Genomic DNA, 26,797 nt, shown 5'->3' with positions numbered 1-26,797 from the left:
ACGGTCGCCGCGCGGAATCAGCGCGGGAACCGGCCGGCGCGACGGCTGGCCGGTTCCGGACGTGTCAGTCAGGCATCGAGCTGCGCGTGCGCGGCGGTGGGCGCGGGTCCATGCGACACCAGCGGCTTGTTGGCGAACTTGCGCAGCGCGACGTAGAAAACCGGGGTGAGGAACAGGCCGAAGGCGGTCACGCCGATCATGCCGGCGAACACGGTGATGCCGGTCACCGAGCGCACCTCGGCGCCGGCGCCGCTGGAGAGCACCAGCGGCACGGTGCCGGCGATGAACGCCACCGAGGTCATGATGATCGGGCGCAGCCGCAGGCGGCAGGCTTCCAGCGCCGCGTCGACGATGCCCTTGCCCTGCAGCTCCAGTTCGCGCGCGAACTCGACGATCAGGATCGCGTTCTTGCACGCCAGCCCCATCAGCACCACCAGGCCCACCTGCACGAACACGTTGTTGTCGCCACCGGCCAGCCACACGCCGAACAGTGCGGCGAGCATCGTCATCGGCACGATCAGGATCACCGCCAACGGCAGGGTCCAGCTCTCGTACAGCGCCGCCAGCACCAGGAACGCTAGCAGCACCGCCAGCGGGAACACCACCAGCGCGGCGCCGCCCTGGGTGGCCTGCTGGTAGCTCAGGTCGCTCCAGTCGATGCCCATGCCGGTCGGCAGCACCTGCCCGGCGAGTTCGGTCACCTTCGCCATCGCCTCGCCCGAGGACAGCACGCGCGGGTCGGCCTCGCCCAGCAGGTCGGCGGCCGGGTAGCCGTTGAAGCGGATCACCGGATCCGGGCCGTAGGTCTGGCGCACGTCGACCATCGATCCGATCGGCACCATGGCGCCGGCTTCATTGCGGGTGCGCAGGTTGGCGATGTCGGTGACTTCGTCGCGGAAGCCGCCGTCGGCCTGGGCGATCACCTGCCAGGTACGGCCGAACATGTTGAAGTCGTTGACGTAGGCCGAGCCCAGGTACACCTGCAGGGTCTCGAACAGTTCGGTCAGCGGCACGCCCTGGGCCTTGGCCTTGACCCGGTCCACGTCGGCATCGAGCTGGGGCACGTTGGCCTGGTAGCTGGTGATCGGGAACCCCAGCCCCGGCGCCTGCGAGGCCGCGCCCTGGAACGCCTGCACCGCGTCCTGCAGCGCGCCGTAGCCCAGCCGGGTGCGGTCCTCGACGAACAACGACCAGCCCGAGCCGTTGCCCAGCCCCTGGATCGGCGGCGGCATGAAGGCGAACGTGAAGCCTTCCTGGATCGAGGCGAACTTCTGGTTGAGTTCGGCGGTGATCTCTTCGGCGGTGCGCGAGCGCTCCGAGAACGGGTCGAGGGTGAAGAACACCACGCCGTTGTTGGGCGTGTTGGTGAACTGCAGCGGGTTCAGGCCCGGGAACGCGACCTCGCTGGCGACGCCGTCGACCTCCTTCGCGATCGCGGCCATCTGCTTGAGCACCGCGTCGGTGCGCTCGATCGACGCGCCCTCGGGCATCTTCACGCCCGCGATCAGGTACAGCTTGTCCTGCACCGGGATGAAGCCCGCCGGCACCGCCTTGAACATCAGGCCCGCGCCCGCCAGCAGCACCAGGTAGACCACGAACACCGCGCCGCGACGTCCGAGCGTGCGCGACACCGCGCCCTCGTAGCGACCGGAACTGCGCTTGAAGAAGCGGTTGAACGGGCGGAACACCCAGCCGAACAGGCGCTCGATCAGGCGCCCGAGCGCATCGGGCGGGGCGCCGTGCGGCTTGAGCAGCTTGGCCGCCAGCGCCGGCGACAGGGTCAGCGAATTCAGGCCCGAGATCGCCGTGGCGACCGCGATCGTGACCGCGAACTGCTTGTAGAACTGGCCGGTCACGCCGTCCAGGAACGCCATCGGCACGAACACCGCGCACAGCACCAGGGTGATGGCGATGATCGGCCCGGACACCTCGCGCATGGCCAGGTGCGCCGCTTCGAGCGGCTGCGCGCCTTCCTCGATGTGGCGCTCGACGTTCTCGACCACCACGATCGCGTCGTCGACCACGATGCCGATCGCCAGCACCAGGCCGAACAGGGTCAGGGTGTTGATCGAGAAGCCCAGCAGGTTGAGCACCGCGAAGGTGCCCACGATCGACACCGGCACCGCCAGCAGCGGAATGATCGACGCGCGCCAGGTCTGCAGGAACAGGATCACCACCAGCACCACCAGCAGCACCGCCTCGAGCAGGGTGGTGATCACCGACTTGATCGAGTCGCGCACGAAGATGGTGGTGTCGTAGATCGACTGGATCTCCACCCCCGGCGGCAGCGACGGGCGCAGCTCGTCCATCTTCGCCACCACCGCGTCGCGGATCTCCAGCGCGTTGGCGCCCGGCGCCTGGAAGATGCCGATGGCGGCGGCGTTCTTGCCGTCCAGCCGTGCGCGCAGGGTGTAGTCGCCCGCGGCCAGCTCGATCCGGGCCACGTCGCGCAGGCGCACGATCTCGCCGCCGGCGCCGGCCTCGAGCACGATGTCGCCGAACTCCTCGACGCTCTCCAGGCGGCCGCGCGCGTTGATCGGCAGCAGGAAGTCGCTGCCGTTGGCGATCGGCTCGGCGCCGAGCTGGCCGGCCGAGACCTGCACGTTCTGCTCGCGCACCGCGCGCAGCACGTCGCCGGCGGTCAGCCCGCGGGCGGCGATCTTGTCCGGATCCAGCCAAAGCCGCATCGCGTAGTCGCCGCCGCCGAACAGCTGCGCGTCGCCCACGCCGCTGATGCGCGAGAGTTCGTCGCGTACGTGCAGGCGCATGTAGTTGCGCAGGTACAGCGAGTCGTAGCGGCCGTCCTCGGAGGTCAGGTGCACCACCATCAGGAACACCGGCGACTGCTTCTGCGTGGTCACGCCCTGGCGGCGCACGTCCTCGGGCAGGCGCGCCAGCGCCTGCGCCACCCGGTTCTGCACCTTGACGGTGGCATCGTCCGGATCGGTGCCGGGCTTGAAGGTCACGGTCAGCTGCAGCACGCCATCGGAGCCGGCGACCGACTTGACGTACATCATGTCCTCGACGCCGGTGATCGCCTCCTCCAGCGGCGTGGCCACCGTCTCGGAGATCACCTTGGGGTTGGCGCCCGGGTACACGGTGCGCACCACCACCGACGGCGGCACGACCTCGGGGTATTCGCCGATCGGCAGCAGCGGGATCGAGATCAGCCCGGCGGCGAAGATCACGATCGACAGCACCGCGGCGAAGATCGGCCGGTCGATGAAGAAGCGGGAGAAGTCCATGGGGCGGTGTCCTGTGCGGCGAAGCCGCGTGGCCCGCGCGGGGCGCGGGGAAACGGAGGAAAAATCCGGCCCGGCGGCCTTCCCGTCGTCGGGGAGGGACCGGGAAGGCCGTCGGCCGGACGGGCCGGAGGGAACGGCCCGGGGGAACGGATTGCCGGGGTCCGGCGGGGCGGCGGCGGTCGGGCCGGCGCGCCCGCGCGGATCGCGGCGACTACTGCGTGCGGTCGGGCGTCGCCGGGGCCGCGGTCATCGCGACCTGCGGCGCGCCGGCGGCAGGCGCTTCCATCGCCACCTCCTTCGGCGCCACCGGCATGCCCGGCATGAACACCTTCTGCACGCCGTTGACGATCACGCGGTCGCCGGGTTCCAGGCCCGACTGCACCACCCGCAGGCCGTCGACCACGCGCCCGAGCTGCACGTCGCGCCGCTGCGCGGTGTTGCCCTCGCCCAGCACGTAGACGTACTTGCGGTCCTGGTCGGTGAGCACCGCCTTGTCGTCCACCAGCAGGGCGTCGAACTTGCCGCTGCCTTCCAGCTGCACGCGCGCGAACAGGCCCGGGGTGAACAGCCGCTCCGGGTTGCGCAGCACGGCGCGGGCGCGGATGGTGCCGGTGGCCGGATCGACCTGGTTGTCGATGAAATCGACGCTGCCCGCGTGCGGGTAGCCGTCCTCGCCGGCGAGGCCCACGCGCACCGGGTTCTCGGTGGTGGCGCGTTCGCCCTGCTGCGCGAGCCGGCTGTAGCGCAGCCAGGTCTGTTCGTCGGCCTCGAAGTGCACGTGCACCGGATCCTGCGAGACCACGGTGGTGAGCAGGGTGCCGTCGGCCTGGGCGAGGTTGCCGGTGGTCACCAGCGCACGCCCGGCGCGGCCGTCGATCGGCGAGCGCACCTGGGTGAACTGCAGGTCCAGGCGCGCGGCGGCGACCGCGGCCTCGGCCGCGCGCACCGCGGCGTCGCCCTGGGCGGTGGCGGCGTTGCGGGTCTCGAACTCCTCGCGCGAGATCGCGCGCGCCTCCACCAGCGCCTTGGCGCGGGTGTTCTGCGCGGCGGCCAGGCGCGCCTCGCTGCGCGCGCGCTCGAGCTCGGCCTGGGCGCGGTCCAGCGCGGCGCGGTAGGGGCGCGGGTCGATCTCGAACAGCAGGTCGCCCTTGCGCACCTCTTCGCCCTCGTCGTAGGCCACGCGCAGCACGTAGCCGCTCACGCGCGGCCGCAGCTCGACCGTCTCCACCGCGCTGATGCGCCCGGTGAAGTCGTCCCACTGGGTCACCGGCCGGGCGACCACCTCGGCCACGCTCACCTCGGGCGGCGGCGGGGCGCCGTCGCCAGGGGCGGCTTCGCTGCTGCAGGCGACCGCGAGCGCGGCGGCGAGCAGCACGGGAATCAGGCGTACGGTGCGCAGGGCGCGGGCCGCGCGGCGCGGCGTGGAATCAGCAATGTTCGTCATGGAGGTTTCCTGGGGAGGTGGGAAAGGCGATGGCGTCGAGCAGTGCGCGCGCTGCGCGCAGGTCGCGCGCGGGCAGCAGGGAGTCCGGGGTGGCGCCGCGCCGCGGCGCGGTGTGCGCGGAGGACGATCGCTCACGCACGGGCGCGGCGGCGATGACCTCCGGGGTCATGGCGGCGGCGTAGTCGACGATCGGCGGCGGGCGGCCGCGGCGCGCCGCGTCCAGCATCGACAGCGCGCGGCGGCCGATCGCGAGCGCCTTGTCGGCGTCGGCCTGCGCATCGGCATTGGCGCGCACCGTGCCCACCGGCGCATCCAGGGACAGCAGTTGCACCCGCTGGCCGTGGCGGGCGGCCTCGTCGTGCAGCACGCGCGCCATCATCCGCAGCGCGGCGGCGGCGATCGAGCAGTGGCCGTAGCCGGCCCAGGGATAGGTGCCGCCCGGGCCGCCGACCAGCACGTAGCCGGCCGCGTCGTGGCCCAGCAGCGGCAGCAGGTGGCGCGCGGCGAACAGGTGCGGCAGCAGGTCCTGGTCCAGCGCGCGCTGCAGCACCTCGGCCGGCTCGTCCATCAGCCGCCCGCAGGGATGGCTGCCGGCGAGGCTGGCGACCACACCCTCGAACGGGCGGCCCAGGCCGCGCAGCTGCTGCGCGAGCGTGGCCGCGTCGGCGTCGCTGGCGATGGTCGCCGGCAGCGCGAGCAGGTCGGCCCGGGGATGCCGTCCGGAGATCGCGCTGCGCGCCGCCTCGTCCAGACCCACCGCGACCACCGCGCGCCCGGCGGCGACCGCGGCCTCGGCCACGCCGCGGCCGACCGCGCCGCTGGCGCCCAGGACGACGAGGGCGGCGGGCATTGTTCCGGAATCGATTATCCCGTTCACGGGAAAGTCCCTCCCGAAAACGTCACCTCAGCGGCCCGACGGGCCGCCACGAACACCCGGTCGACCAGCCACAGCAGGCCCGGCAGTGCGGCGGCGGTGAGGCCGGCGGCAAGCAGCCAGGCCCAGCCCTGGCCGACCGCAAGCCACTGATTCAGAACGAGCGCAGCCAGCGCCAGCAGGTCGGCGGCCAGCAGCAGCACGAGGCTCGCGTAGGAGAGATGGCGGCGGGGGGCGGTGCGCATGGCGGCGCTCCATCGGTGGGAACGGCGCCTAGGTTGCGCCTGCAATCAGGACTTGATTAGTCCCCAATCAAGGGAATAATTGTCCAGCAGGTGGGCCAATCGCCATTTCCCCCAATTTCACCCGGAGGCACGCATGTCTCACGATCTCAACGACACCCTGATCTTCGTCAAGGTGGTCGAACACGGCAGCTTCGTCGGCGCGGCCAAGTCGCTGCGGCTGCCCAAGACCACGGTCAGCCGCAAGGTGCAGGAACTCGAATCGCGCCTGGGCGCGCAGCTGCTGCACCGCACGACGCGCAAGCTCGGACTGACCGAGGCCGGCAACGTCTACTACGAACATTCGCAGCGCATCGCCCGCGACCTCAGCGAGGCCGAGAGCGCGGTCAGCCAGCTGCAGGCCGGCCCGCGCGGCTGGCTGCGCTTCACCGCGCCCTATTCGATCGGCATCGACAAGATCGCGCCACTGCTGGGCGAGTTCCACATGCGCCACCCCGAGGTGCGGGTGGAGATGATGCTGTCGAACGAGCCAGTGGACCTGATCGCCGGCGAGATCGACGTCGCCCTGCGCATCGGTCCGCTGCCCGATTCGAGCCTGGTCGCGCGCCGGCTCGGCACGCTGCGCACCCAGGTCTTCGCCGGCGCCGCCTACATCGAACGCTACGGCGAGCCGCTGCATCCGGACGAGCTGCCCTACCACCGCACCCTGGCCATGCCCAAGCACCGCCACGGCAACGGCTACGCGTGGACGCTCGACGACGGCACCGGCGCGCAGCAGTTCCCGGTCAACCCGATCCTGGTCGCCAACGACCCGGCCGCGCTCAAGGGCGCGCTGCTTTGCGGCGAAGGGCTGGTGATCGGCGCCGACGTGATGGTCAAGCCGATGGTGGAGCACGGCGTGGTCAAGCGCGTGCTGGCCGGCTGGACCGGCGGCGACTACGAGTTCAACGCGGTGTTCCCGCGCGGCCACGGGCAGTCGCCGAAGGTGCGCGCGTTCGTCGACTTCTTGCTCGAACGCCTGAACCTGGAGATCGACTACATGGCGGCGCAGTGCCCGCTGATGGCCGCGCGCTGCGGCGAGGCCGCGCGCGAGGCGCAGGCCGACGCCCTGCAGGCCGACGCCCTGCAGGCCGAGGACATCGCCACCGGCAAGCGGATCCTGGAGACCGTTACCGCGGGCTGAGCGCGGTCCCGGGCAACGCGCGGTTCGCCGCGCGCCCGCGGGCGTTGCCCGCGACCTGCGATCATGCGCGCATGACCACGCCGCACGCCTTCGCGCAACTTCCGCTGTCGCCCGCGCTGTTGCAGGGGGTCGACGCACTCGGCTACACGGCGATGACGCCGGTCCAGGCGCAGGCGCTGCCCGCGATCCTCGCCGGTCGCGACCTCGTCGCCCAGGCGCCGACCGGCAGCGGCAAGACCGCCGCGTTCGGCCTCGGACTGTTGCAGCGGCTCGACGCTTCGCGCCCGGGCACCCAGGCGCTGGTGCTGTGCCCCACGCGCGAACTTGCCGACCAGGTCGGCAAGCAGCTGCGCAGGCTGGCCGTGGGCATTCCCAACCTCAAGATATCGATCCTGTGCGGCGGCATCCCGCTCGGCCCGCAGCTGGCCTCGCTGGTGCATCCGCCGCAGGTCGTGGTCGGCACCCCCGGGCGGATTCAGGAACTGGCGCGGAAACGGGCGCTGCACCTGGGCGGCGTTCGCACGCTGGTGCTCGACGAGGCCGACCGGATGCTCGACATGGGATTCGAGGACGCGATCCGCGACATCGTCGCGCGCACGCCGGGCGATCGCCAGGGCCTGCTGTTCTCGGCCACCTATCCCGACGCGATCCGCGCGCTGGGCAACGCGATGCTGCGCGATGCGCTGGAATTGAGCATCGACGGCGGCGCGCAGCCGGCCTCGATCGAGCAGCTGTTCTTCGAGGTCGATCCCGCACGCCGCGCGCCGCTGCTGGCCGCGCTGCTGTTGCGTTACCGACCGGAATCGACGGTGGTATTCTGCAATACCCGCGCCGATACCGCCGAGGTGGCCGGTTCGCTCGACCACTACGGCTTCTCCGCGCTGGCCCTGCATGGCGACATGGAGCAGCGGGATCGCGACGAGGTGCTGGTGCGCTTCGCCAACCGCAGCTGCAGCGTGCTGGTCGCCAGCGACGTCGCCGCGCGCGGGCTCGACGTCGAGGACCTTGCCGCAGTCGTCAACTATGAGCTGCCCACCGACGCCGATACCTACCTGCACCGCATCGGCCGCACCGGCCGCGCGGGGCGCACCGGCCTGGCGCTGAGCCTGTGCACCCCGCGCGAGTTGCCGCGCGCCGCCGCCATCGAGGAACGCCAGGGCCAGCCGCTGCGCTGGGAAAGCCAGCAGCCGCTGTCGGGCAAGGCCTCGCGCGTGCCGGCCGCCGCGATGTCCACGCTGCGCATCGATGCCGGCCGCAGCGACAAGCTGCGCCCCGGCGACATCGTCGGGGCGCTGACCGGTGCGGCCGGCCTGCACAAGGACGCGATCGGACGGATCGACGTGTTCGCGACGCGCAGCTACGTCGCCGTCGCGCATGCGCGGGCGACAGAGGCGCTGGCGGGATTGCGCGAAGGCAGGATCAAGGGACGCAGGTTCCGCGTGGCTCGGCTGTAGCGCCAGCCACGCGCAGCGGATCAGTCGCGCCGCGCGCGGATTCGAAGACTGCCGGGGTGGGTTCGCGCCGGCGATCCCGGGCGGCATCGGACGCAAGGGGAACATCGCGGCGCAGTTCCCGGCCGGTTCGACAGTCACATGGTGGCCGTGCTGGAGCCCGCTCGCGGCACGTCAGGGCCGCAGCAGCACCTTGCCGCCGCGGCCGGGGCGCTGGCTCGCCGCCACCGCGTCACGCGCCTGCGCCAGCGGGAACACCGCGTCCACCGGCAGCCGCAGTTCGCCGCTGGCCGCGCGCTGCAGCAGTTCGCCCACCAGGCGCCGGCGCACGTCCGCGGGCAGGGCGCGGCCGGTGCGGCTGCCCCAGAATCCGCGCACCACCAGGTCGCGGAAGATCACCTCGCCCGAAGGCACGTGCATCGGTTCCCCGCCCATCGCGCCGAAGCTCACCAGGGTGCCGCCATCGCCGAGCAGCGCGACCAGGTCGGCGGTCGCCGCGCCGCCGACCGAATCGATCGCGACGCGCGCACGCGCCTGCCCGACCAGCGCGCGTGCGCGCTCGCGCCAGTCGGCGCCGGTGCAGGCGATCGCGTCCCCGACGCCGACCGCCGCGAGCTCGTCCACCCCTGCCTCGCGCCGGACCAGGCTGAGCACGCGCACGCGGCGTGCGGCGGCGAGCATCGCCAGCGCCTTGCCGACCGCGCCGTTGGCCGCGTTCTGCACGATCCACTGCCCCGGTTCGAGTTCGAGCGAGTCGAGCAGCATCAGCGCGCTCAGCGGCATCGCCACCAGCTGCGCGCCGACCGCGTCGTCGACGGCGTCGGGCAGCGGCACCGCCAGCACGGCCGGCGCGACGAAATACTCGGCCCAGGTGCCGTGCGCGGACGCGATGTTGACGCGCTGGCCCACGGCCAGGCCCTCCACGCCTTCGCCGAGCGCGTCGATCGTGCCGCAGGCCTCGCTGCCCCCGATCGCCGGCAGCGTCGGCTTCCAGCCGTACTGGCCGCGGACGGTCCACAGGTCGTGGTTGTGGATCGGCGCGAGCGCCATGCGCAAGCGGATCTCGCCGGGGCCGGGCTCGGGCAGCGGCGACTCTGCGGCTTCGATGACGTCGGCCGGATCGCCGAAGCGGTCATGGCGGGCGCTGCGCATGGGGAAACTCCTGACGTGGCGGTGGCGACACGCTAGCGCATGCGCGCGGTCGACGGCGTCGAGATCCGGCCAGGCGACGCGCGGCGGTGGCAGGCGCGCAGCGGCGCAGCGATCGCAGCGCGATCGACGCGACATGCACGACGCCACAGGCACACTGCGCGCTGACCCGCGAGGAGATGGATCGATGCCGACGCCGGACTGGCCGCAGCTGGCCGCGATCGCCTGGCCGCTGGCGGTCGCGCTGGGACTCGGGCTGCTGGTGCGCCAGGGGCTGCTGGCGGTGGCGCGCCGCGCACGCGCGCGATCGCGCGATTCGCTGCCCGCGCGCGTGGTGCAGGTGATCGCGGTACCCGCCGCGCTGGCGCTGCCGCTGCTGTTCCTGATGCTGGCGGTGGAGGCCACGCCGCTGTCCGAGGCGACCACCGCTCAGGCCAAGCACTGGCTCGGCATCGGCGTGCTGCTGTGCGTGACCTGGCTGGCGGTGCGCGCGGTGGGCGCGGTCGAGGCGCGCATCCTGCGCGAGCATCCGGTGGACGTGGAGGACAACCTCGCCGCGCGCCGGGTGCAGACCCAGACCCGCGTGATCGCCGGCGTGATCCAGGGCGCGATCGCGCTGGTCGGCCTGGCGCTTGCGCTGATGACGTTCCCCGCGATCCGCCAGGTGGGCGCCACCCTGCTCGCGTCGGCCGGCATCATCGGCCTGGTCGCGGGCATCGCCGCCAAGCCGGTGTTCGGCAACCTGATCGCCGGGCTGCAGATCGCGCTGGCGCAGCCGATCCGGCTCGACGACGTGGTGATCGTGGAAGGCGAATGGGGCCGCATCGAGGAGATCACCGCGACCTACGTGGTGGTGCGGGTGTGGGACGAGCGGCGCATGGTGGTGCCGCTGCAGTGGTTCATCGAGAACCCGTTCCAGAACTGGACCCGCACCAGCGCCGAGCTGCTCGGCACCGCCTTCCTGTGGCTGGACTACCGCACGCCGATGGCCGAAGTGCGGGCGCAGCTGCAGGCGATCTGCGAAGAGGACCCGCGCTGGGACGGGCGCGTATGCGTGGCCCAGGTGACCGAGGCCTCCGAGCAGACGGTGCAGGTGCGGCTGCTGGTGAGCGCGCGCAACTCCGGCGACCTGTTCGACCTGCGCTGCGTGGTGCGCGAGCGCATGATCGACTACCTGTCCCAGCACCATCCGCAGTCGCTGCCGCGGCTGCGCGCCGAGCTCTCGCGCGAAGCGCCCGCCGACGCCTCCGCCGCGGGTGGCACGCCGACCCAGGCGCCGGACCACGCCGAGACCAGGTCGCCGGGCGCCGAGGACACCGCCGACACGCCGCAGGCGCCCGGGCGGCCAGCGGCGTGACGACGCGTTCGCGCCGGATCGCTACCCTGTCGCGTCACGACGCCGCGGCCGCCGCATGCAGACCGATCAGATCCTGATCCTCGCCATCCTCGCGGCCACCGTGGCCGCTTTCCTGTGGGGCCGCTGGCGCCACGACCTGGTGGCGGGCGGCGCGCTGATGGCCTGCGTCCTGGCCGGCGTGGTGGCGCCGGAACAGGCGTTCGCCGGCTTCGGCCATCCGGCGGTGATCACCGTGGCCTGCGTGCTGGTGCTCAGCCACGGACTGCAGACCTCCGGCGCGGTGGACGCGCTGGCGCGGGTGGCGCTGCCGGCCAAGGCCGGGCCGATGCTGTCGATCGCGGCGCTCACCACGCTGGCCGCGGCGCTGTCGGGCTTCATGAACAACGTCGGGGCACTGGCGCTGCTGATGCCGGTGGCGCTGCAGATTGCGCGCAAGCGCAAGCTGGCGCCGGGACAGGTGCTGATGCCGCTGGCGTTCGGCTCGATCCTCGGCGGCATGACCACGCTGATCGGCACGCCGCCGAACCTGATCGTCTCGGGCTATCGCGCCTCCACCGGCGAGGCGCCGTTCGCGATGTTCGACTTCAGCCCGGTGGGCGTGGCGGTGGCGGCCGCGGGCGTGCTGCTGATCGTGCTGGGCGGCTGGAAGCTGGTGCCGGTGCGGCGCGAGGCGGCGGCCGAGGGCTTCGACCCGGGCGCCTATACGACCGAGGTGCGGGTGCCCGAAGGCGCGCGCGCGGTGGGCAGGACGCTGGCGGAGATCGAGCGTTCGCTCGACCAGCACGACGCGCAGGTGCTGGGCATCGTGCAGGCCGAGTTCCGCGTGCACGCGCCGCATCCCTCGCGCGTGGTGCGGGCCGGCGACGTGCTGGTGATCGAGGCCGATGCCGAGGCGCTGTCGAACCTGCTGTCGGACCTGGGCCTGAAGCTGGAGGAAGACGTGCCGCCGCCGGAGGGCGCGGGCAAGGCAGACGACACCGATGGCGACGCAGCGGACCCGGCAGGTGACGACAGCGGCACCGAAGCCGAAGCCGATGCCCGCACCCGCGAGGGCATTGGCGATGCCGGCCGCCCGCCCGGCGGCGGCGACGGCGCGCCGGTCACGGTCACCGATGCGGCCGCGCGCCTGCGCGACCGCCGGGCGTCCGCGACGGCTGTGGCCGGCACGCGCGACGGTCGCGGCGGCGACGCGGCCGTGGCGTGGGCGCCGGCCGACGATGCGGCCTCCGCCGCGCGCGCGGCGGAGGCGGGCGACCAGGACGACGCGGACGACGACGCCCCGGCCCCGCGCGACCCCGCGCGCACCCCGCACGAGGAGATCGTGCTGCAGGAGATCGTGGTGCTGCCCGGCTCCGGGCTCTCGGGCCGCTCGGCGACCGAGCTGGACCTGCGCACCCACCACGGCATCAACGTGCTCGCGATCTCGCGCGCGGGCATCCGTTCGCGGCGGCGGCTGCGTTCGCAGCGGTTCCAGGAAGGCGACCTGCTGCTGGTGCAGGGCACCCAGGCGGCGATCTCCGGCTTCGCCGCGCAGTTCGGCGCGGTGCCGCTGGCCGAGCGCGCACTGCGCATGCCCGACCGGCGCAAGGCGATCACCGCGAGCCTGGTGCTCGCGGGCGCGATCGCCGCCACCGCATTCGGCCTGCTGCCGGCGGCGGCGGCGTTCGCGCTCGGCGTGGTGGCGTCGATGGCGCTGCGCACGGTGCCGCCGCGCGAGGTGTACACCGCGATCGACTGGCCGGTGATCGTGCTGCTCGCAGCGCTGATCCCGGTGGCCGGGGCGATGGAATCCACCGGCACCGCCGACCTGCTGGCACGCGGGCTGTTCGACTCGATCGCGCAGGGCCACCCGGTGCTCGGCCTGGTGCTGGTGATGGTGGTGACGATGACCCTGTCGGACCTGATGAACAACGCCGCCACCGCGGCGGTGATGTGCCCGATCGCGGTGGGGGCGGCGACCACGCTCGGGGTCGATCCCGACCCCTATCTGATGGCGGTGGCGATCGGCGCCTCGTGCGCGTTCCTCACCCCCATCGGGCACCAGAACAACACCCTGATCCTCGGCCCGGGCGGCTTCCGCTTCGGCGACTACTGGCGGCTGGGCCTGCCGGTGCAGCTGGTGGTGCTGGTGGTGTCGATCCCGCTGCTGCTGCGGATCTGGCCGCTGTAGCGCGCGGGCCGGCGCACGATGCGGATCCTGCTGCTCACCTACGGCACCGAGGGCGATACCCGCCCGCTGGCCGCGCTCGGCCATGCGCTGCAGCAGGCCGGGCACCAGGCGCGGCTGCTGGGCGATGCGTCCACGCTCGGCAGCGCGCGCGCCCTGGGGCTGCCGTGCGAGGCGCTGGCCGGCGACATCCGCGGCGCGATCGCCGCCGAAGGCGCGATGCGCGCGATCACCCGCAACCTGGCCGCGCTCACCCGCCGCCACACCGGCGACTGGCTGGCGCAGGCGGTGGAGGCGGGACGCGGCTGCGATGCGGTGGTGGTGTCCGGGCTGGCCGCGTTCGCGGGACTGTCGGCGGCCGAGGCACTCGGCGTGCCGGCGATCGGCGCGATGCTGATCCCGATCTCGCCCACGGCCGCGTTTCCCTCACCGTTCCTGCCGCTGGCGCCGCCGCGCGCGCTCAATGCCGCCAGCCACCACCTGTTCGGCCAGCTCAGCTGGCAGCTGTTCCGCGGCGCGACGAATCGCGCCCGCCGCGCCACCGGCCTGCCGCCGCGGCGGCGCCTGTGGACCGGCCATCCGATCCTCTACGGCGTCTCGCCGGCGCTGCTGCCGCCACCGGCCGACTGGCCCGGCAACGCGCACGTGTGCGGACAGTGGATCCCGCCGCTGGCGCAGGCGTACACGCCGGACCCGGCGCTGGCCGCGTTCCTGGACGCGGGCGAACCGCCGGTCTATGTCGGCTTCGGCAGCATGGCCGGGTTCAACGAGGCGCGCCTGATGGCGGCGGTGGTCGGTGCGATCGGCGGGCGCCGCACGCTGTTCCATGCCGGCTGGAGCGGCATCGACCCCGCGCGTCTGCCGTCCAACTTCCATCCGGTCGGCCACGTGCCGCACGACTGGCTGCTGCCGCGCACCGCGCTGGCGATCCACCACGGCGGGTCCGGCACCACGCACTCGGCCTGCCGCGCCGGCGCGCCGTCGGTGATCGTGCCCTTCGCCGGCGACCAGTTCTTCTGGAACGCGCGCCTGCGACAGGCCGGCGTGATGCGCGACGCGCTCCGGGGCAGCGCCATCACCGCATCGCGCCTGGCGGCCGCGATCGCGTTCGCGGACAGCGGGCAGGCGCGCGCCCGCGCAGCCGCGCTCGGCGTGCGGATGCGCCACGAGGACGGCTGCGCCACGGCCGTCGGGCTGGTGGAGCGATACGCCCGGCGATAGCGCCCGGGGTGGCGTCGACAGCGCGACCCCGGTCCGCGGCGCCGGCTGTCCCGCAGGCGCTCGCCGCGACGCGGATCCGGAACGACGGCGACTTCACCGCGCGCCGCCTATACGTGTGCCCCGCCCACGCGCCCGCAGGCCCCGCATGTCCGACCACCCCGCCACCGTCGCCCACGTCGACCTCGCCCGCTACATGGGCGCCTGGTACGAGATCGCGCGCCTGCCGATGCGCTTCGAACCGGAGGACGCCACCGACATCTCGGCGCACTACGCGCTGCAGGACGACGGCAAGGTCGAGGTGCGCAACCGCATGCGGCGCGGCGGCGAGGTCGAGGAGGCGACCGGCGAAGCCGGCGCCGTGGACGAGTCCGGCAGCCGGCTGGAGGTGAGCTTCCTGCCGCAGGGGCTGCGCTGGATTCCCTTCACCAGGGGCGACTACTGGATCCTCGCGCTGGCGCCGGACTACAGCGTGTCGCTGGTCGGCAGCCCGGACCGCAAGTACCTGTGGCTGCTGTCGCGCACGCCCGAGCTCGATGCCACCACGCGCGAGCACTACCTCGCGATCGCCCGCCAGCGTGGCTTCGACCTCGCGCCCCTGATCCACACGCCGCACACCGGCCAGCCGACCTAGGCCGCGTGCCGGCATCGGCCAGCGGGGAGCGAGTGGCGACGCGACGGGCCATGCGCGACGCCGCGCGGGCGCCGCGCGCGGCGCAGCCTACTCCGCCGCCTCCGGCGCGCCCATTGCGCCTTTGCTGTACATGCCTGAGCGGTCGAAACAGCAGGCCCGGCGCTTGCCCGAGGCCAGCATGTCGATCGCGGTGGCGAGGCGCTTGCCGCTGGTCTCGGCCTTCTTGCCCGAGGTGATCCAGTGGATCCAGTCGCGCCGGGCCACGGGCGTGATGTCGGCCCAGGTGGCCTGCGCCTCCGGATGCGCGACCAGCGCCGCGCGCACGTCCGCGGGCACCGTCGGCTCGGGTTCGCGCGCCACCGGCGCGATCGCCAGCGCGACCGTGTCGCCGGCCTCGACGCCGGCCGCCTCGTACAGCGCGCGCTCCACCTTCAGCCAGTGGCTGCCTTCGCCATCGGGTTCCAGCGTGGCCTGGAACGGCGCCCCGGCGAGCGTGCCCTCGACCGTGACCATACTGCGCGTGGGCAGCTTCGCGCTGGCCGCCGCGGGCAGCACCAGGAAGCGCCAGGCGGCCGCGCGCGGCTGCGCGGGGCGGCGCAGGGTGGCCTTGAAGCGGACGGGGGCGGTGGCCTTGGATGCCATGCGCGGACGATAGCACCGACGCCGGCCGCCGAAACCGGCGGCCGCGCATCCGGCGTGCTTGAAAACGCGGCACGCGCACGCATATCCGCCGCCTGCCCGGCCATGCAGAGGGAGCCATGACCACGACCACCGAAACCCGCAAGTTCGAAGCCGAAGTCGCCCAGGTGCTGCACCTGGTGACCCACTCGCTGTACTCGCACAAGGAGATCTTCCTGCGCGAGCTGATCTCCAACGCCTCCGACGCCTGCGACAAGCTGCGCTTCGAGGCCATCGCCGATCCTTCGCTGCTCTCGGGCGAGGGCGAGCTGCGCATCGATGTCAGCTGGGACAAGGAGGCGCGCACGATCACCATCGCCGACACCGGCATCGGCATGGGCCGCGACGAGGTGGTGGCCAACATCGGCAGCATCGCCAGTTCCGGCACCCGCCGCTTCCTGGAGTCGCTGGGCAGCGAGCAGAGGGCCGACGCGCGCCTGATCGGCCAGTTCGGCGTCGGCTTCTACTCCGCCTTCGTGGTCGCCGACCGCGTCACCGTGCTCACCCGCCGCGCCGGCGAGCCGGCCGGGGCCGGGGTGAAGTGGGAGAGCGACGGCCGCGGCGAGTACACCCTGGAGCCGGCCACGCTCGACCAGCGCGGCACCACCGTGTCGCTGCACCTGAAGGACGGCGAGGACGAGTTCCTCGACGGCTGGAAGCTGCGCGCGCTGGTGCGCAAGTATTCCGACCATGTCGCGTTCCCGATCCGGATGCCGAAGGAGGCGGGGTCCGCGCAGGAGGACGGCGACGAGGCGAAGGCCGACGACGCGCCGGAGTGGGAGACCGCCAACGACGCCTCCGCACTGTGGACCCGCCCCAAGAGCGAGATCAGCGACGAGGAGTACCAGAACTTCTACAAGTCGCTCGGCCACGATTTCAACGACGCCGCGACCTGGTCGCACAACCGCGTCGAGGGCAGCCAGAGCTTCACCACCCTGCTGTACCTGCCCTCGCAGCCGCCGTTCGACCTGATGATGGGCGGGCGCGACGAGCGCAAGGGGCTCAAGCTCTACATCAGGCGCGTCTTCATCATGGACGCGGCCGAGGAACTGCTGCCGCACTACCTGCGCTTCGTGCGCGGCGTGGTCGACGCCGACGACCTGCCGCTCAACGTCAGCCGCGAGATCCTGCAGCACAACCGCCAGCTCGAGCGCATCCGCGGCGCGTGCGTCAAGCGCGTGCTGGACCTGGTCGAGAAGCTCTCGCGCGACGAGCCTGAAAAATTCGCCGCCTTCATCAGGGCCTTCGGCAACACGCTCAAGGAAGGCATCGTCGAGGACCATGCCAACCGCGAGCGGATCGCGAAGCTGCTGCGCTTCGCGTCGACGAAGGGCGAGGGCGAGGCGCAGACGGTGTCGCTGGACGACTACGTCGGGCGCATGGCCGAGGGCCAGGACGCGATCTGGTACGTCACCGCCGACGGCTACCGCGCCGCGGCCGGCAGCCCGCAGCTGGAGGCCTTCCGCGCGCGCGGCATCGAGGTGCTGCTGATGTCCGACCGCATCGACGAGTGGATGCTCGGCCCCCTGCGCGAGTACGCCGGCAAGCCGCTGCGCCACGTCGCCAAGGGCGAACTGCCGCTGGACGAGGCGGAGAAGGCGAAGCAGGCCGAGGCCGCGCAGGCGGCGGCGCCGCTGCTCGAACGCATCAAGGGCCTGCTCGGCGAACGGGTCGAGGACGTGCGCGTGTCCGCGCGCCTGACCGACTCGCCCGCCTGCCTGGCCCTGGCCGAGTACGAGATGGCGCCGCACCTGGCACGACTGCTGCGCGAGGCCGGCCAGGACGTGCCCGGCACCCGACCGGTGCTCGAGGTGAATCCGCGCCACGCGCTGCTGCAGAAGCTGCTCGGCGAACACGACGACGCCCGCGCCGCCGACCTCGCCCACCTGCTGCTGGAACAGGCCGAACTGGCCGCCGGTGCGCCGCTGCCGGACCCGGCCGCGTTCGTGCAGCGCATGAACCGACTGCTGGCGGGGTGAGGAACGGCCGCTCGCACGGCACTGCCGTGCGGGCGTTCAGAACGCCCGGCGCGCTGCTCCGGGCCCGACGCTCGACAGCCGCCTGCACTGCCCCATCTTCTGCCCGTCGCGTCGAAGCCCCGCGCCTGGGTAGCCCGGATAAGGCCGCAGGCCGCATCCGGGGCCCCTCGATGCCCGACGTGCACGCCTGACGCGCACGCCCCATCCGCCGTCGGGACCATCCTCCCGTGAAGGGCGCAATGCCCCGCGTGCGTGGCAAGGAATGGGACCGTATCGGGCGGTCCAGAAGCCACGTTCGCGCGGCGGGAAGACGGGACGCGGGTCCACCGCGTGCGGGGCCGCGACACGTCCGCGCGACAGCCGCCGCGTCGTACCGCTCACGACCGGGGCGGACGCGTCGCGCTATCGTGGCCTGCACCACGCCCCGGAGACACGCATGGCCTCGACCGGTTCCCGTCCCCGCACCGCATTCGCTGCCCGCGTCCTCGGGACATCGGGCGTGCTCGTCCTGCTGCTGGCCGCCTGCGAAGCGCCGACGCGGGCGATTGCGCCGGCGGCGTCCGGAGACGCGCTGGATCCGCCCGGGTCCGCACGGGCATCCGCCCCCGCGCAGGCGCCTTCGCCTGAACCTGCGCCCGTGCCTTCGCCCGAGGGCGTCTACGCCATGGCGCCGCCGCTGGGCTCGGAGTTGCGCGTGGTCGCGCTGACCGGGCGCCCAGACGAGTACCGGATCGAGGTCCATGGCGGCGGCGATCCGGACGACGGCGCCGCGGTCGGTGCCGACTGCCAGGCGGTGGCCGAAGGCCGTCTGGAAGGCGCCCGCATCGAGGCCGCGCTGCGGCCGTTCGAGAGCGACCTCGGCGGCCTGGACGCCAGCGACCTGGCGGATGCGCCGCGCGTCGAACTCCAGTTGCACGGCGACACCGTCGAACTCCAAGGCGCGTTCGCGCACTGCGCGATGGCGACGGTCATGGCCGGCACCTACCGCCGCACCGCGGCACCGTCGGTGTTCGAGGACTGTCCGCCGCTGCCCGCGGCCTGCTGGAACCGTGACTGAGCACACGCGGACTCGGGTCTTCCCCAGGGTGTGGGATGCCGCGCATCGCGCTATTGCTGTGTGCTCATTCCTGCGGACATGAGCCATGGACAGCAGCAACGGCGTCGGCGGTGCCAACGGACACGACCGGTCGCATGACGTCCAGGGCAACGCCCAGGCCAACTCGACCGGCACCGCGCGGGGCTTCGACGCCCTCGATGCGACCACCTTCGACAACCCCGCCGCGCAGCGCGCGGTCGCCGACGCAGTCGCGACCGGCACGCCGATCGGGCTGTCCGGGCCGGTCTGCTACTCGATGCAGCCCGGCCAGACGCTGCAGGACGTCGCGACCGCGTTCGGCACCACCGTGCGCGAACTGGCGATCGCCAACGACATCGCCAACCCCGACACGGTGCAGCCGGGGCAGACGATCAGCATCGCGCCACCGGCCGACAAGCCGGAGATCGGATCGCTGTCGGCGCAGTACGAGACCGGCAATCGTGGCCCGGGCACCGTGTCGACCGGCCGCGGCGACATCGGCGGCGTGTCCTACGGCAGCTACCAGCTCTCGACCGCGGCCGGGCGGCCGCAGGAATTCCTGGCCGCGGAGGGCGCGCAGTGGGCGGCCGACTTCGCCGGCCTGCGCGCGGGCACGCCCGCGTTCAGCCAGGCCTGGCGCGATGTCGCCGCGCGGGACCCGGCGGCCTTCCAGCAGGCGCAGCACGACTACATCGAGCGCACCCACTACGACCCGCAGGCCGCGCGCGTGGAACAGCGCACCACGGTGGCCGGCGTCGACGGCGGCATCGCCACCGCGGGCGTCGACCTTGCGCAGCATTCGCGCGCGCTGCAGAACGTCGCCTGGTCCACCGCCGTGCAGCACGGCCCGCGCAGCAACATCGTCGCCGACGCGGTGCGCGAGGTGCGCGCCGCGGGCATCCAGGACTGGGATGCCGGTTTCGACCGCGCGGTGATCGACGCCGTGTACGACGAGCGTGGCCGGGTCGACGCCAATGGCGAGCTGGCGCATTTCAGCCGCAACTCCGAAGCCGTCCAGCGCGGGGTCGCCGAGCGCTTCGTCGACGAACGCGCGGACGCGGTCGCGGCCCTGGACGCCGAAGACCGCGCGCTCGAGGTCGCCCTGGGCCGCGCCGATCCCTGACCGGAGCATGTCCGGCGCCTCGAGCGGCGCAGTGTTCCGCGCAAACGAAAGCCCCGGCGCGAGCCGGGGCTTTCTTCATTGCTGATTACAGCTGCGCGAACGGATGGCTCAGCTGGCCGCCTTCATCGCGTGCTTGCGATTGCGCATGATGTCGTGGCACTGGACCACGCGCGGCAGCAGGCGCTCGGCGGAGATGCGGGCCTCGGCGGGCGTGTCCTCGTCGGAGACGGTTTCCTTGAACGCCTTGAGCAGGCGATCCTCGGATTCCTCGAGCTCGGCGACGTAGCCGTACTCGGTGTCGCCCAGCGCGGCACGCAGCTTGCCGTACATCTGCTGCATCGAGCCAACTATGGTGCCGTGGTCGGCCGGCTTGCCGCCGGTGGCCGCGACGTCCGCGCTCAGGGCGGCGACGATCTCGCGCTTGTGGCCGGCCATCTGGCTGAACAGCGATGCCAGCTCGGGATCCTTCACCTTGCCGGCGGCTTCGGTGTAGAACTCGCCGCCGTCACGCGCGATCTCGATCAGGTCGTTGAGGGTGTGCTGGATCTTCTTTTCGGTGTTCATCGGTGGCTCCTCGAAATGTGGAGGCCACTATCGACCATGCGCAATCAAAGCCGCGTGCAGCATGCATGGCGGAATGAATGCATCGTCAGCTTTGCCGTGCCGGCGTGAACGCGAATCGGAACGCATGAACGCGGCGCGAACGCGACGACGCTGCTGACGTGCGTACGCGCAGTTCACGTACGAGCCGCGGCGCGCTTCGCTTGCTCCCGCCCGGCACGCCGCACCGACGGGGACCGCGGCCCGGCCCGCGTCCTCAGGATTCGAACCGTGGCACCGCACGACCGCGGATCGACGCGAACCGCCGCTGCACCATCCGCGCCAGCGCCGCCGGATCGGTGATCGCCTGCACGCGCTCGATTCCCAGCGCCTCGGCGAGATAGCGCGCGTTGCCGCCGCCGAGCCAGACCGGCACGCCAGGGGAGAGCGCCGCATCGAGCGCCCGCAGCTGCGCGAGCGCATCGGGCGCGTGGCCGGGATCGATCGAACTCAGCGCCACCGCCGCCGCGCCCAGGCGACCGGAGACGCGCGCCAGTTCCTCCGCCGGCAGTTGCGCGCCCAGGTACAGCACCGGCGCGCCGGCATCGTGCGCATACAGCGCGGCACCGAGCAACCCGAGCTCGTGCGGCTCACCGGGCAGGGTGGCGAACAGCACGCGCGGGCGCTGCTCGCGCGGATGCTGGTTGAGCACCGACAGCAATCTGGTGCGCAGCAGGCTGCTCACCAGGCGCTCCTGCGCGATGGCCAGGCGGCCGTCCGCCCAGCGCACGCCCACCTCGCGCAGCAGCGGCATCACCACGCGCGCCAGCAGCACAGCGGTCGGCAGGGTGGCGATCGCCACCGACAGTTCGCGATCGAACACGTCCACCTGGTAATCCGCGATCGCGTCCAGCATGCGCTCGGGCAGCAGGTCCACGCCGCCGTAGCCGGCCTGGCGGCTTTCTTCCAGCAGCCCGTCGAGCGCCGCGTCGTCGAGCGCGGCGAGGTCGCGGATCGGATGGCCGCGGTTGGTCAGCCGGTGCAGGCGCGTCAGGCGGTCGACCATCGCCGCGTCGTACAGGCGGCGTCCCTGCTCGTCGCGATGCGGCACCACGGCGCCATGGCGGCGCTCCCAGGCGCGCAGGGTCTCGGGGGTGAGCCCGCTGAGTTCGGCGGCGGCCTTGACCGGGAACATGTCGGGGACTGTACAACCTACGTACAAGTACAGATTGGACGACAGCATAACAGCGTCGCGGCGACAGTGGCCCCGCACCCCAATACCAGGAGTCACCCATGTTCAAGCCGTTCCGCACCACCCCAGCCGTTCGTGGCCTGGTGGCCGCACTGGCCCTCGGCCTCGCGGCCCCGCTGGCGTTCGCCGCCCAGCCCGCCACGCCCGCTGCGTCGGCCCCCCAGGCCCAGGGCGACATCGTCGACACCGCCGTGGCCGCCGGACAGTTCACCACCCTCGCCGCCGCGCTCGATGCCGCGGGTCTGGTAAGCACCCTGAAGGGCCCGGGTCCGTTCACCGTGTTCGCGCCGACCGACGACGCCTTCGCGGCGCTGCCGGCCGGGACGGTCGAAGACCTGCTCAAGCCCGAGAACAAGGACAAGCTGGTCGCCATCCTCACCTACCACGTGGTGCCGGGCCGCTACCCCGCGTCCAGTGTCGTCACGCTGGATGAAGCCACCACGGTCCAGGGCGGCAGCGTCGACATCGCCACCGCCGATGGCGGCGTGACGGTCGACGGCGCGAAGGTCGTCACCGCGGATGTCGCGGCCAGCAACGGCGTGATCCACGTGATCGACAAGGTCCTGATGCCGGACGGCTGATCGCCTCCCGCAAGCAGGCACCCGCACCCGCACATCACCACTCCCGCACCAAGGAGTCATCCCATGAAAGCGCTCAACATCATCACCCTCGCCCTCGTCATCGTCGGCGGCATCAACTGGGGCCTGGTCGGTGCGTTCCAGTTCGACCTCGTCGCCACGATCTTCGGTGGCCAGGACGCGCCGCTCGCCCGTGTCGTGTACGTGCTGGTCGGCCTGTCCGCCCTGTGGCAGATCGTGCCGCTGACGCGCGCCGGCAGCGCCGGCGAAGTCCACGCCCAGGCCCACCGCTGATCCCGCGGCACACCTGACGCCTGCGTTCACGGGCCGGTCCGCGCACGCGCGGCCCCCTCCCCGGCCCGGGACCTTCGCACGCGGTTGGTGCACCGGGGTCGGAGTGGTCCTGTCCCTCGCGGGGCATGGCGCTTCGACCCCGGTTTTCTCCCCCGCCGCCGCGCGTCGATCGACACGTTCGCATCGCGCGATGGCCGACCCACTGTCGTGTCGTGCCGGCACCGGAGCCATCGCGCTCCGACCGGTCCGGTATCGATCCACCCCCAGGCGAGGACCACGTCCCCGCCATCGACTTCCCGAGAGGATCCATCCGATGAAGCTCCATGTACTCACTGTTGCCCTGATGGGCGCCGTCGCGCTCAGCGCGTGCCAGAACGACGCCACCACCGACACCGCCGCGACCGACGCGCAGACCGCGCCGATGGCCGATGACGCGCCCGCCACCGATGCCGCCACCCCGACGGGCGACTACGCCGCCGAAGCGCCGGCGATGGACACCGCCGCCAGCGGCACCCTCGTCGAGGTCGCGTCCGGATCGCCCGACCACACCACCGTGGTGACCGCCGTGCAGGCTGCGGGCCTGGTCGACACGCTCAATGGTGCAGGCCCGTTCACCGTGTTCGCGCCGACCAACGCCGCATTCGACAAGCTGCCCGCGGGCACGGTCGACGGCCTGCTCAAGCCCGAAGCGAAGGACGACCTGAGCGGCGTGCTGACCTATCACGTGGTGTCGGGCAACGTCGACGCCGCCACACTCACCCAGCAGATCACCGACGGCGGCGGCAGCGCCACGCTGACCACCGTGCAGGGCGGCACGCTGACCGCGCGCGCCGACGGCGGCAACGTGACCCTGACCGACGCCAAGGGCAACACCGCCACCGTGACCACGGCCGACCTCAAGGGCAGCAACGGGGTGATCCACGTGATCGATACGGTGCTGATGCCGTAAGCGGGATACCACCACGCCTTGCCGGCGCATCGATGGCCGGCGCCAGGCAGTACCACGCGGACTCCTCGTCTGGTCCGCGTGCCCAGGGAGGCGGCTTCGGCCGCCTCCTTTCTTTCTGGCGAAACCTGTGCCGCCGAAGCGCACGCGAGGCGACGCCACCGCAGGGACAGCGTCGCGGCGAGCCTTGCGAAGTTGCCACGAACCGGTTGCAGGTTTGAGTGCAGGCACGCACTTCGAGTCGCGCAAATGTGCGAAGCGCAACGTCTTCGATGAGGCGTCCCCCGCGACCACCCGCGGGCCTCGACCCGGATGCGGCCGCAGGCCTTGTCCGGACTACGAAGGCTGGTGCGCTACGCGGGGGCTTGGTCCATTGCGCGCGTGCCTGGACGTGGCGGTATCGGATGACCGCGTTGCACAGGCCGGAGATCGATCTTGTGGCGACACCATCGTGCGAGACGAACTCTCCGCATTGGCGTCATTTCGCTGACTTCACCGTGTGTGCGCGCGCTCGCGCGTATCGTGGAGGCGTACCCACAGAAGGAGTCCGCGATGATCAAGTTCCTCGGCAAGACCGCCGGCATCATTTTCCTGATCGGCCTGGCGGTCGTGATCGGATTGTTGATGCTGATCTTCTGAACCCTGCCTCGCCAGATCGCGACGCAGCTCTCTGGCGCCCACGGCGCACGCGCACGATCCGACGCGCCCGCGCCGATTCCGGGATGCATTGATTTCCTCCGGTGCGAGGGCAGCCACACGAATACCCCGATCCGCCTGCATCGCGTTGCACCTTGACGCGCCCTGCACCCGCGCAGCCCACACTGCGGCGTCTGTCTCGAAGGGCGCCCCGATGCCTCTCCACCCGCGCACGCACCTTGTCGCCGCCTGCCTCGCACTGGGGCTGGCGGCCTGTGCGGGCGAACGGGAGGACGGCCGCGTCGCGCGCGCCGGCGCGCAGATCGCGCGCGATGCGGATTCGCCCGCCGGACGCGAGGGCGCGCTGCAGGCCTACTACGCCGCACTGGTCGCCGAACATGGCGAAGACATCGGCCTGTGCCCGCAGGCCGACGCACCGCAGGCCGCCGCGTGTCCGGACGCCGGCCTGCCCGGCGTCGCGGTCGCACCGCGGCGCATCCTGCTGATGCTCGATGCCTCCGGCTCCATGGCCGGGCGGCTCGACGGTCGCCGCAAGCTCGATGTCGCGCAGGACGCGCTGCTGGCCTTCGCCTCGCGCCTGGAGGGCGATGCGCAGGTGGCGCTGCGCGTGTACGGCCATCGCGGCGGCAACCGCGAACAGGACAAGCCCGAATCCTGCCGCGCCAGCGAACTGGCGCTGCCGTTCGGCCCGCGCGATCCGGCGGGGTTCGAGGCGGCGGTGCGCGCATTCCAGCCGAGCGGCTTCACGCCGATCGCCGCGTCGCTGCAGGCCGCCGCACGCGACTTCGACGCAGGCGGCGCGACGGCGGACGGCAACGTGGTGTACGTGGTATCCGACGGTATCGAGACCTGCGACGGCGATCCGGCGGCGGCAGCGCGCGCGCTGCGCGAATCGGACATCGGCGTGGTCGTCAACGTGATCGGTTTCGACGTCGACGCCGCCGCGGAGCGGCAGTTGCGCGAGGTGGCCGAGGCCGGCGGCGGCGACTACCTCGCCGCGCGCGACCGCGACGCGCTGCTGCGCGTGTTCCAGCAGCGCCTGGCCGCCTTGAACGCGCGCTTCAACTGCCGCATCGGCACCGCGTCGACCGCATTCAACCGCACCGTGGACACCCATTCGGCGCGCTTCAACTGCCTGGTCGACAAGGCGTCGCGCGAATTCAATGCCATCGTCGACGCCGCCTCGGACGATGCCAATGCCGGTCGCGCGACGCCCGAGCAGCGGCGCTACGCGATCGACCAGGCGCGCGCACGGCGCGCGCGCATCATCGAGCCGGCACGTGCCGAACGCGATGCCGCGTTCGCCCGCGGTCGCCAGGCGCGCGACACGAACGTCGACGACGCGCGTCGCGATCGCGCCGATGCCCGCCGCGATGCCGAGGCGGTGCGCCCGCACTAGCGCCGGGCGCATGCGTTCCACCCGGAGGTCTGCGGCCTGCCTTCTGCATGCACGCGCGCGCGATCGGGCGGTGGATGAATCCGGGCGTCCCCATCGGCCGCGCCCGCACGCCGCGACGCGTTACGATGCGGCACCCCACGCCGTCCCCTTCGCCCCCATGACGTCCCGCCCGCCCGCCGGCCCTCCGGCGGCATGAGCCCGGCGCCGCCCCACGCGGGGGCCGATGCCGATCGCCGGATCGAACGCCTGCAGCCCTGGCTCGCCGCGCTGGGCAGCGCGCTGCTGCACGTGCTGTGCCTGCTGGTCGCGCTGTTCGCGCCGCCGATCACCATGACCAATCCCGCAGGCGACGCCGCCGGCGGCAGCCCGGTGCAGGTCGAGTACATCGGCGTCGGCACGCCGATCCCCAGCCCCGCGCCCAGTGACACGCCGCCCTCGAGCGCGCCCTCCGCCGCCGCGCCCGCGGCGTCGCGGGTCCAGACCACGCCGGTGCCGGTCGCCGAGGATCCGGTGCCGCCCACCGCGGACACGCGTTCCGATGCCCCCGTGCCGCCACGCGTCCCACCGACCGCACAGCGCCCGAGCGCACCCAGCCCCGCCGCCGCGCCGCCGCCCGCCAGCCGCCGCCGTGGCCACACCTGGGGCCAGCCGCCGGGGATGGCGGTGCAGGAGTCCGCGCCGGTCAATGCCGGCCCGGCGCGCACCTCGGCAATCGACAGCGGCCGCAGCCAGGGCACCGCCTCCACGTCCGAACCGAGCCTGGAGGTCGCCGGCTACCAGGTGGTGTACGACACCCGCAGCGAGCGTCGCCTGCGCGAATGGCAGGCGCAGGGGATGACCGAGCTGTTCATCCCGCTGCCCGGCACCCGCAACCTGATGGTCTGCCCGCTGGAAACCGCGCTCAAGCGCGAATCCGGCCCGTGCCGCCAGCTGCCGCCCGACTCGCCCGAACTCGACGCGATCGGCGACGCGCGCGAAGTCATCAGCGTGCAGCAGGTGTATCGCCAGGGCGAGGTCGTCTGGCGCGGGCCGGGGGCGTACCGCTAGGCGCGTGCGCGCGCGCTGTCGCCGCGGCCGCGGGCCGCATCAGACGAGCGTGATCGCGTCGCGCCGTTCGACCAGGAAGTCGATCAGAAGCGCACCCGGGGAACCGTCGCCGCTCGTCGACCCCGCCCCCCGATCCCGGATGCGGCCTGCGGCCTTATCCGGGCTACGCCTGCCGCGCCATGAAGCGATGCCCGATCAACCCGTCGCCCGTCGCCCGTCGCCCGTAGCCCGTAGCCCGTAGCCCGTAGCCCGTAGCCCGGCGGTT

The 26,797-nt window shown here is 72.6% G+C and carries 23 protein-coding genes; 15 read left to right on the top strand and 8 right to left on the bottom strand.

Annotated elements, in window-relative coordinates:
• Positions 1-68: 68 nt before the first annotated feature.
• The 4 genes from QFW80_RS10160 to QFW80_RS10145 form a co-directional block, all read right to left on the bottom strand.
• A complete protein-coding gene (locus tag QFW80_RS10160) occupies positions 69-3,245 on the bottom strand; it encodes an efflux RND transporter permease subunit (RefSeq protein ID WP_280601758.1) in 3,177 nt (1,058 codons plus the stop codon).
• A 211-nt stretch (positions 3,246-3,456) separates the two neighbouring features.
• Entirely contained in the window at positions 3,457-4,689 is a 1,233-nt protein-coding gene (locus QFW80_RS10155) for an efflux RND transporter periplasmic adaptor subunit (RefSeq protein ID WP_280601756.1), read from the bottom strand.
• A complete protein-coding gene (locus QFW80_RS10150; RefSeq protein ID WP_280601755.1) occupies positions 4,673-5,539 on the bottom strand; it encodes an SDR family oxidoreductase in 867 nt (288 codons plus the stop codon). The genes QFW80_RS10155 and QFW80_RS10150 overlap by 17 nt, the downstream gene beginning before the upstream one ends.
• Positions 5,540-5,562: 23 nt before the next feature.
• Positions 5,563-5,808, bottom strand: a complete 246-nt coding sequence (locus QFW80_RS10145) for a hypothetical protein (protein ID WP_280601754.1) — start codon at positions 5,806-5,808, stop codon at positions 5,563-5,565.
• Positions 5,809-5,941: 133 nt separating this feature from the next.
• Here QFW80_RS10145 and QFW80_RS10140 point away from each other — a divergent pair, with 133 nt between their 5' ends.
• Both QFW80_RS10140 and dbpA read left to right on the top strand, forming a co-directional pair.
• Positions 5,942-6,988, top strand: a complete 1,047-nt coding sequence (locus QFW80_RS10140; protein ID WP_280601752.1) for a LysR family transcriptional regulator — start codon at positions 5,942-5,944, stop codon at positions 6,986-6,988.
• Positions 6,989-7,059: 71 nt separating this feature from the next.
• Positions 7,060-8,442 (top strand): ATP-dependent RNA helicase DbpA, encoded by a 1,383-nt coding sequence (gene dbpA / locus QFW80_RS10135; RefSeq protein ID WP_280601751.1) that lies wholly within the window; start codon positions 7,060-7,062, stop codon positions 8,440-8,442.
• A gap of 171 nt (positions 8,443-8,613) precedes the next feature.
• On the opposite strand, the gene QFW80_RS10130 is transcribed toward dbpA, so the two are convergent.
• A complete protein-coding gene (locus QFW80_RS10130; protein WP_280601750.1) occupies positions 8,614-9,591 on the bottom strand; it encodes a zinc-binding dehydrogenase in 978 nt (325 codons plus the stop codon).
• Between the two features lie 184 nt (positions 9,592-9,775).
• On the opposite strand from QFW80_RS10130, the gene QFW80_RS10125 reads away from it, so the two are divergent.
• The 4 genes from QFW80_RS10125 to QFW80_RS10110 all read left to right on the top strand — a co-directional run bounded on the left by QFW80_RS10125 (position 9,776) and on the right by QFW80_RS10110 (position 14,964).
• The gene (locus QFW80_RS10125) at positions 9,776-10,945 is read left to right on the top strand and encodes a mechanosensitive ion channel family protein (protein WP_280601748.1); all 1,170 of its coding nucleotides are present in this window, start codon (positions 9,776-9,778) and stop codon (positions 10,943-10,945) included.
• 55 nt (positions 10,946-11,000) lie between these two features.
• Complete coding sequence (locus QFW80_RS10120) at positions 11,001-13,115, top strand: SLC13 family permease (protein WP_280601747.1); 2,115 nt, start codon at positions 11,001-11,003, stop codon at positions 13,113-13,115.
• A gap of 18 nt (positions 13,116-13,133) precedes the next feature.
• On the top strand, positions 13,134-14,333 hold the full coding sequence (locus QFW80_RS10115) for a glycosyltransferase (protein ID WP_280601746.1): 1,200 nt from the start codon (positions 13,134-13,136) through the stop codon (positions 14,331-14,333).
• Between the two features lie 145 nt (positions 14,334-14,478).
• Positions 14,479-14,964: a lipocalin family protein gene (locus QFW80_RS10110; RefSeq protein ID WP_280601744.1), complete on the top strand. Its 486-nt coding sequence runs from the start codon at positions 14,479-14,481 to the stop codon at positions 14,962-14,964.
• Between the two features lie 87 nt (positions 14,965-15,051).
• Here the strand turns inward: QFW80_RS10110 and QFW80_RS10105 are convergent, their stop codons facing one another.
• Positions 15,052-15,606 carry a YdeI/OmpD-associated family protein gene (locus tag QFW80_RS10105; protein ID WP_280601742.1) on the bottom strand — a complete coding sequence of 185 codons (555 nt, stop codon included), beginning with the start codon at positions 15,604-15,606 and terminating at the stop codon, positions 15,052-15,054.
• A gap of 116 nt (positions 15,607-15,722) precedes the next feature.
• Here QFW80_RS10105 and htpG point away from each other — a divergent pair, with 116 nt between their 5' ends.
• From htpG to QFW80_RS10090, 3 genes are all read left to right on the top strand, one after another.
• On the top strand, positions 15,723-17,621 hold the full coding sequence (gene htpG, locus QFW80_RS10100) for a molecular chaperone HtpG (RefSeq protein WP_280601740.1): 1,899 nt from the start codon (positions 15,723-15,725) through the stop codon (positions 17,619-17,621).
• A gap of 637 nt (positions 17,622-18,258) precedes the next feature.
• On the top strand, positions 18,259-18,678 hold the full coding sequence (locus QFW80_RS10095) for a hypothetical protein (protein WP_280601739.1): 420 nt from the start codon (positions 18,259-18,261) through the stop codon (positions 18,676-18,678).
• Positions 18,679-18,763: 85 nt separating this feature from the next.
• On the top strand, positions 18,764-19,819 hold the full coding sequence (locus QFW80_RS10090) for a LysM peptidoglycan-binding domain-containing protein (protein WP_280601738.1): 1,056 nt from the start codon (positions 18,764-18,766) through the stop codon (positions 19,817-19,819).
• A 108-nt stretch (positions 19,820-19,927) separates the two neighbouring features.
• Here QFW80_RS10090 and QFW80_RS10085 read toward each other — a convergent pair whose 3' ends face one another.
• Positions 19,928-20,383, bottom strand: coding sequence for a PA2169 family four-helix-bundle protein (locus QFW80_RS10085; RefSeq protein WP_280601736.1), 456 nt, complete (start codon positions 20,381-20,383; stop codon positions 19,928-19,930).
• Positions 20,384-20,636: 253 nt separating this feature from the next.
• Positions 20,637-21,554: a MerR family transcriptional regulator gene (locus tag QFW80_RS10080; protein ID WP_280601735.1), complete on the bottom strand. Its 918-nt coding sequence runs from the start codon at positions 21,552-21,554 to the stop codon at positions 20,637-20,639.
• 98 nt (positions 21,555-21,652) lie between these two features.
• On the opposite strand from QFW80_RS10080, the gene QFW80_RS10075 reads away from it, so the two are divergent.
• The 6 genes from QFW80_RS10075 to QFW80_RS10055 all read left to right on the top strand — a co-directional run bounded on the left by QFW80_RS10075 (position 21,653) and on the right by QFW80_RS10055 (position 26,532).
• On the top strand, positions 21,653-22,192 hold the full coding sequence (locus QFW80_RS10075; RefSeq protein WP_280601734.1) for a fasciclin domain-containing protein: 540 nt from the start codon (positions 21,653-21,655) through the stop codon (positions 22,190-22,192).
• Positions 22,193-22,255: 63 nt separating this feature from the next.
• Complete coding sequence (locus QFW80_RS10070) at positions 22,256-22,483, top strand: DUF378 domain-containing protein (RefSeq protein ID WP_280601732.1); 228 nt, start codon at positions 22,256-22,258, stop codon at positions 22,481-22,483.
• A gap of 343 nt (positions 22,484-22,826) precedes the next feature.
• Positions 22,827-23,432 carry a fasciclin domain-containing protein gene (locus QFW80_RS10065; RefSeq protein ID WP_425603565.1) on the top strand — a complete coding sequence of 202 codons (606 nt, stop codon included), beginning with the start codon at positions 22,827-22,829 and terminating at the stop codon, positions 23,430-23,432.
• A 519-nt stretch (positions 23,433-23,951) separates the two neighbouring features.
• On the top strand, positions 23,952-24,068 hold the full coding sequence (locus tag QFW80_RS17640) for a small membrane protein YohP (RefSeq protein ID WP_486624499.1): 117 nt from the start codon (positions 23,952-23,954) through the stop codon (positions 24,066-24,068).
• 211 nt (positions 24,069-24,279) lie between these two features.
• Entirely contained in the window at positions 24,280-25,485 is a 1,206-nt protein-coding gene (locus tag QFW80_RS10060) for a vWA domain-containing protein (RefSeq protein WP_280601729.1), read from the top strand.
• 192 nt (positions 25,486-25,677) lie between these two features.
• Positions 25,678-26,532, top strand: a complete 855-nt coding sequence (locus QFW80_RS10055; protein WP_280601728.1) for a type II toxin-antitoxin system RelE/ParE family toxin — start codon at positions 25,678-25,680, stop codon at positions 26,530-26,532.
• The last annotated feature ends 265 nt before the right edge of the window (positions 26,533-26,797 follow it).

The sequence above is a fragment of the Luteimonas rhizosphaericola genome, assembly GCF_029888045.1.
Taxonomy (GTDB): domain Bacteria; phylum Pseudomonadota; class Gammaproteobacteria; order Xanthomonadales; family Xanthomonadaceae; genus Luteimonas; species Luteimonas rhizosphaericola.
Note: the sequence above shows the minus strand (reverse complement) of the source record. Positions and strands in the feature narration are given on the sequence as shown.

Bases quoted from the DNA above. Each gene is read 5' to 3' on its own strand.
- QFW80_RS10145 (WP_280601754.1), bottom strand. From the start codon at position 5,808: ATGCGCACCGCCCCCCGCCGCCATCTCTCCTACGCGAGCCTCGTGCTG.
- QFW80_RS10110 (WP_280601744.1), top strand. From the start codon at position 14,479: ATGTCCGACCACCCCGCCACCGTCGCCCACGTCGACCTCGCCCGCTAC.
- QFW80_RS10070 (WP_280601732.1), top strand. From the start codon at position 22,256: ATGAAAGCGCTCAACATCATCACCCTCGCCCTCGTCATCGTCGGCGGC.
- QFW80_RS10155 (WP_280601756.1), bottom strand. From the start codon at position 4,689: ATGACGAACATTGCTGATTCCACGCCGCGCCGCGCGGCCCGCGCCCTG.
- QFW80_RS10080 (WP_280601735.1), bottom strand. From the start codon at position 21,554: ATGTTCCCGGTCAAGGCCGCCGCCGAACTCAGCGGGCTCACCCCCGAG.
- QFW80_RS10140 (WP_280601752.1), top strand. From the start codon at position 5,942: ATGTCTCACGATCTCAACGACACCCTGATCTTCGTCAAGGTGGTCGAA.
- QFW80_RS10105 (WP_280601742.1), bottom strand. From the start codon at position 15,606: ATGGCATCCAAGGCCACCGCCCCCGTCCGCTTCAAGGCCACCCTGCGC.
- QFW80_RS10090 (WP_280601738.1), top strand. From the start codon at position 18,764: ATGGACAGCAGCAACGGCGTCGGCGGTGCCAACGGACACGACCGGTCG.
- QFW80_RS10060 (WP_280601729.1), top strand. From the start codon at position 24,280: ATGCCTCTCCACCCGCGCACGCACCTTGTCGCCGCCTGCCTCGCACTG.
- htpG (WP_280601740.1), top strand. From the start codon at position 15,723: ATGACCACGACCACCGAAACCCGCAAGTTCGAAGCCGAAGTCGCCCAG.
- QFW80_RS10125 (WP_280601748.1), top strand. From the start codon at position 9,776: ATGCCGACGCCGGACTGGCCGCAGCTGGCCGCGATCGCCTGGCCGCTG.
- QFW80_RS10130 (WP_280601750.1), bottom strand. From the start codon at position 9,591: ATGCGCAGCGCCCGCCATGACCGCTTCGGCGATCCGGCCGACGTCATC.
- QFW80_RS10150 (WP_280601755.1), bottom strand. From the start codon at position 5,539: ATGCCCGCCGCCCTCGTCGTCCTGGGCGCCAGCGGCGCGGTCGGCCGC.
- QFW80_RS10120 (WP_280601747.1), top strand. From the start codon at position 11,001: ATGCAGACCGATCAGATCCTGATCCTCGCCATCCTCGCGGCCACCGTG.
- QFW80_RS10085 (WP_280601736.1), bottom strand. From the start codon at position 20,383: ATGAACACCGAAAAGAAGATCCAGCACACCCTCAACGACCTGATCGAG.
- QFW80_RS10075 (WP_280601734.1), top strand. From the start codon at position 21,653: ATGTTCAAGCCGTTCCGCACCACCCCAGCCGTTCGTGGCCTGGTGGCC.
- QFW80_RS10115 (WP_280601746.1), top strand. From the start codon at position 13,134: ATGCGGATCCTGCTGCTCACCTACGGCACCGAGGGCGATACCCGCCCG.
- QFW80_RS10065 (WP_425603565.1), top strand. From the start codon at position 22,827: ATGGGCGCCGTCGCGCTCAGCGCGTGCCAGAACGACGCCACCACCGAC.
- dbpA (WP_280601751.1), top strand. From the start codon at position 7,060: ATGACCACGCCGCACGCCTTCGCGCAACTTCCGCTGTCGCCCGCGCTG.
- QFW80_RS10160 (WP_280601758.1), bottom strand. From the start codon at position 3,245: ATGGACTTCTCCCGCTTCTTCATCGACCGGCCGATCTTCGCCGCGGTG.
- QFW80_RS10055 (WP_280601728.1), top strand. From the start codon at position 25,678: ATGAGCCCGGCGCCGCCCCACGCGGGGGCCGATGCCGATCGCCGGATC.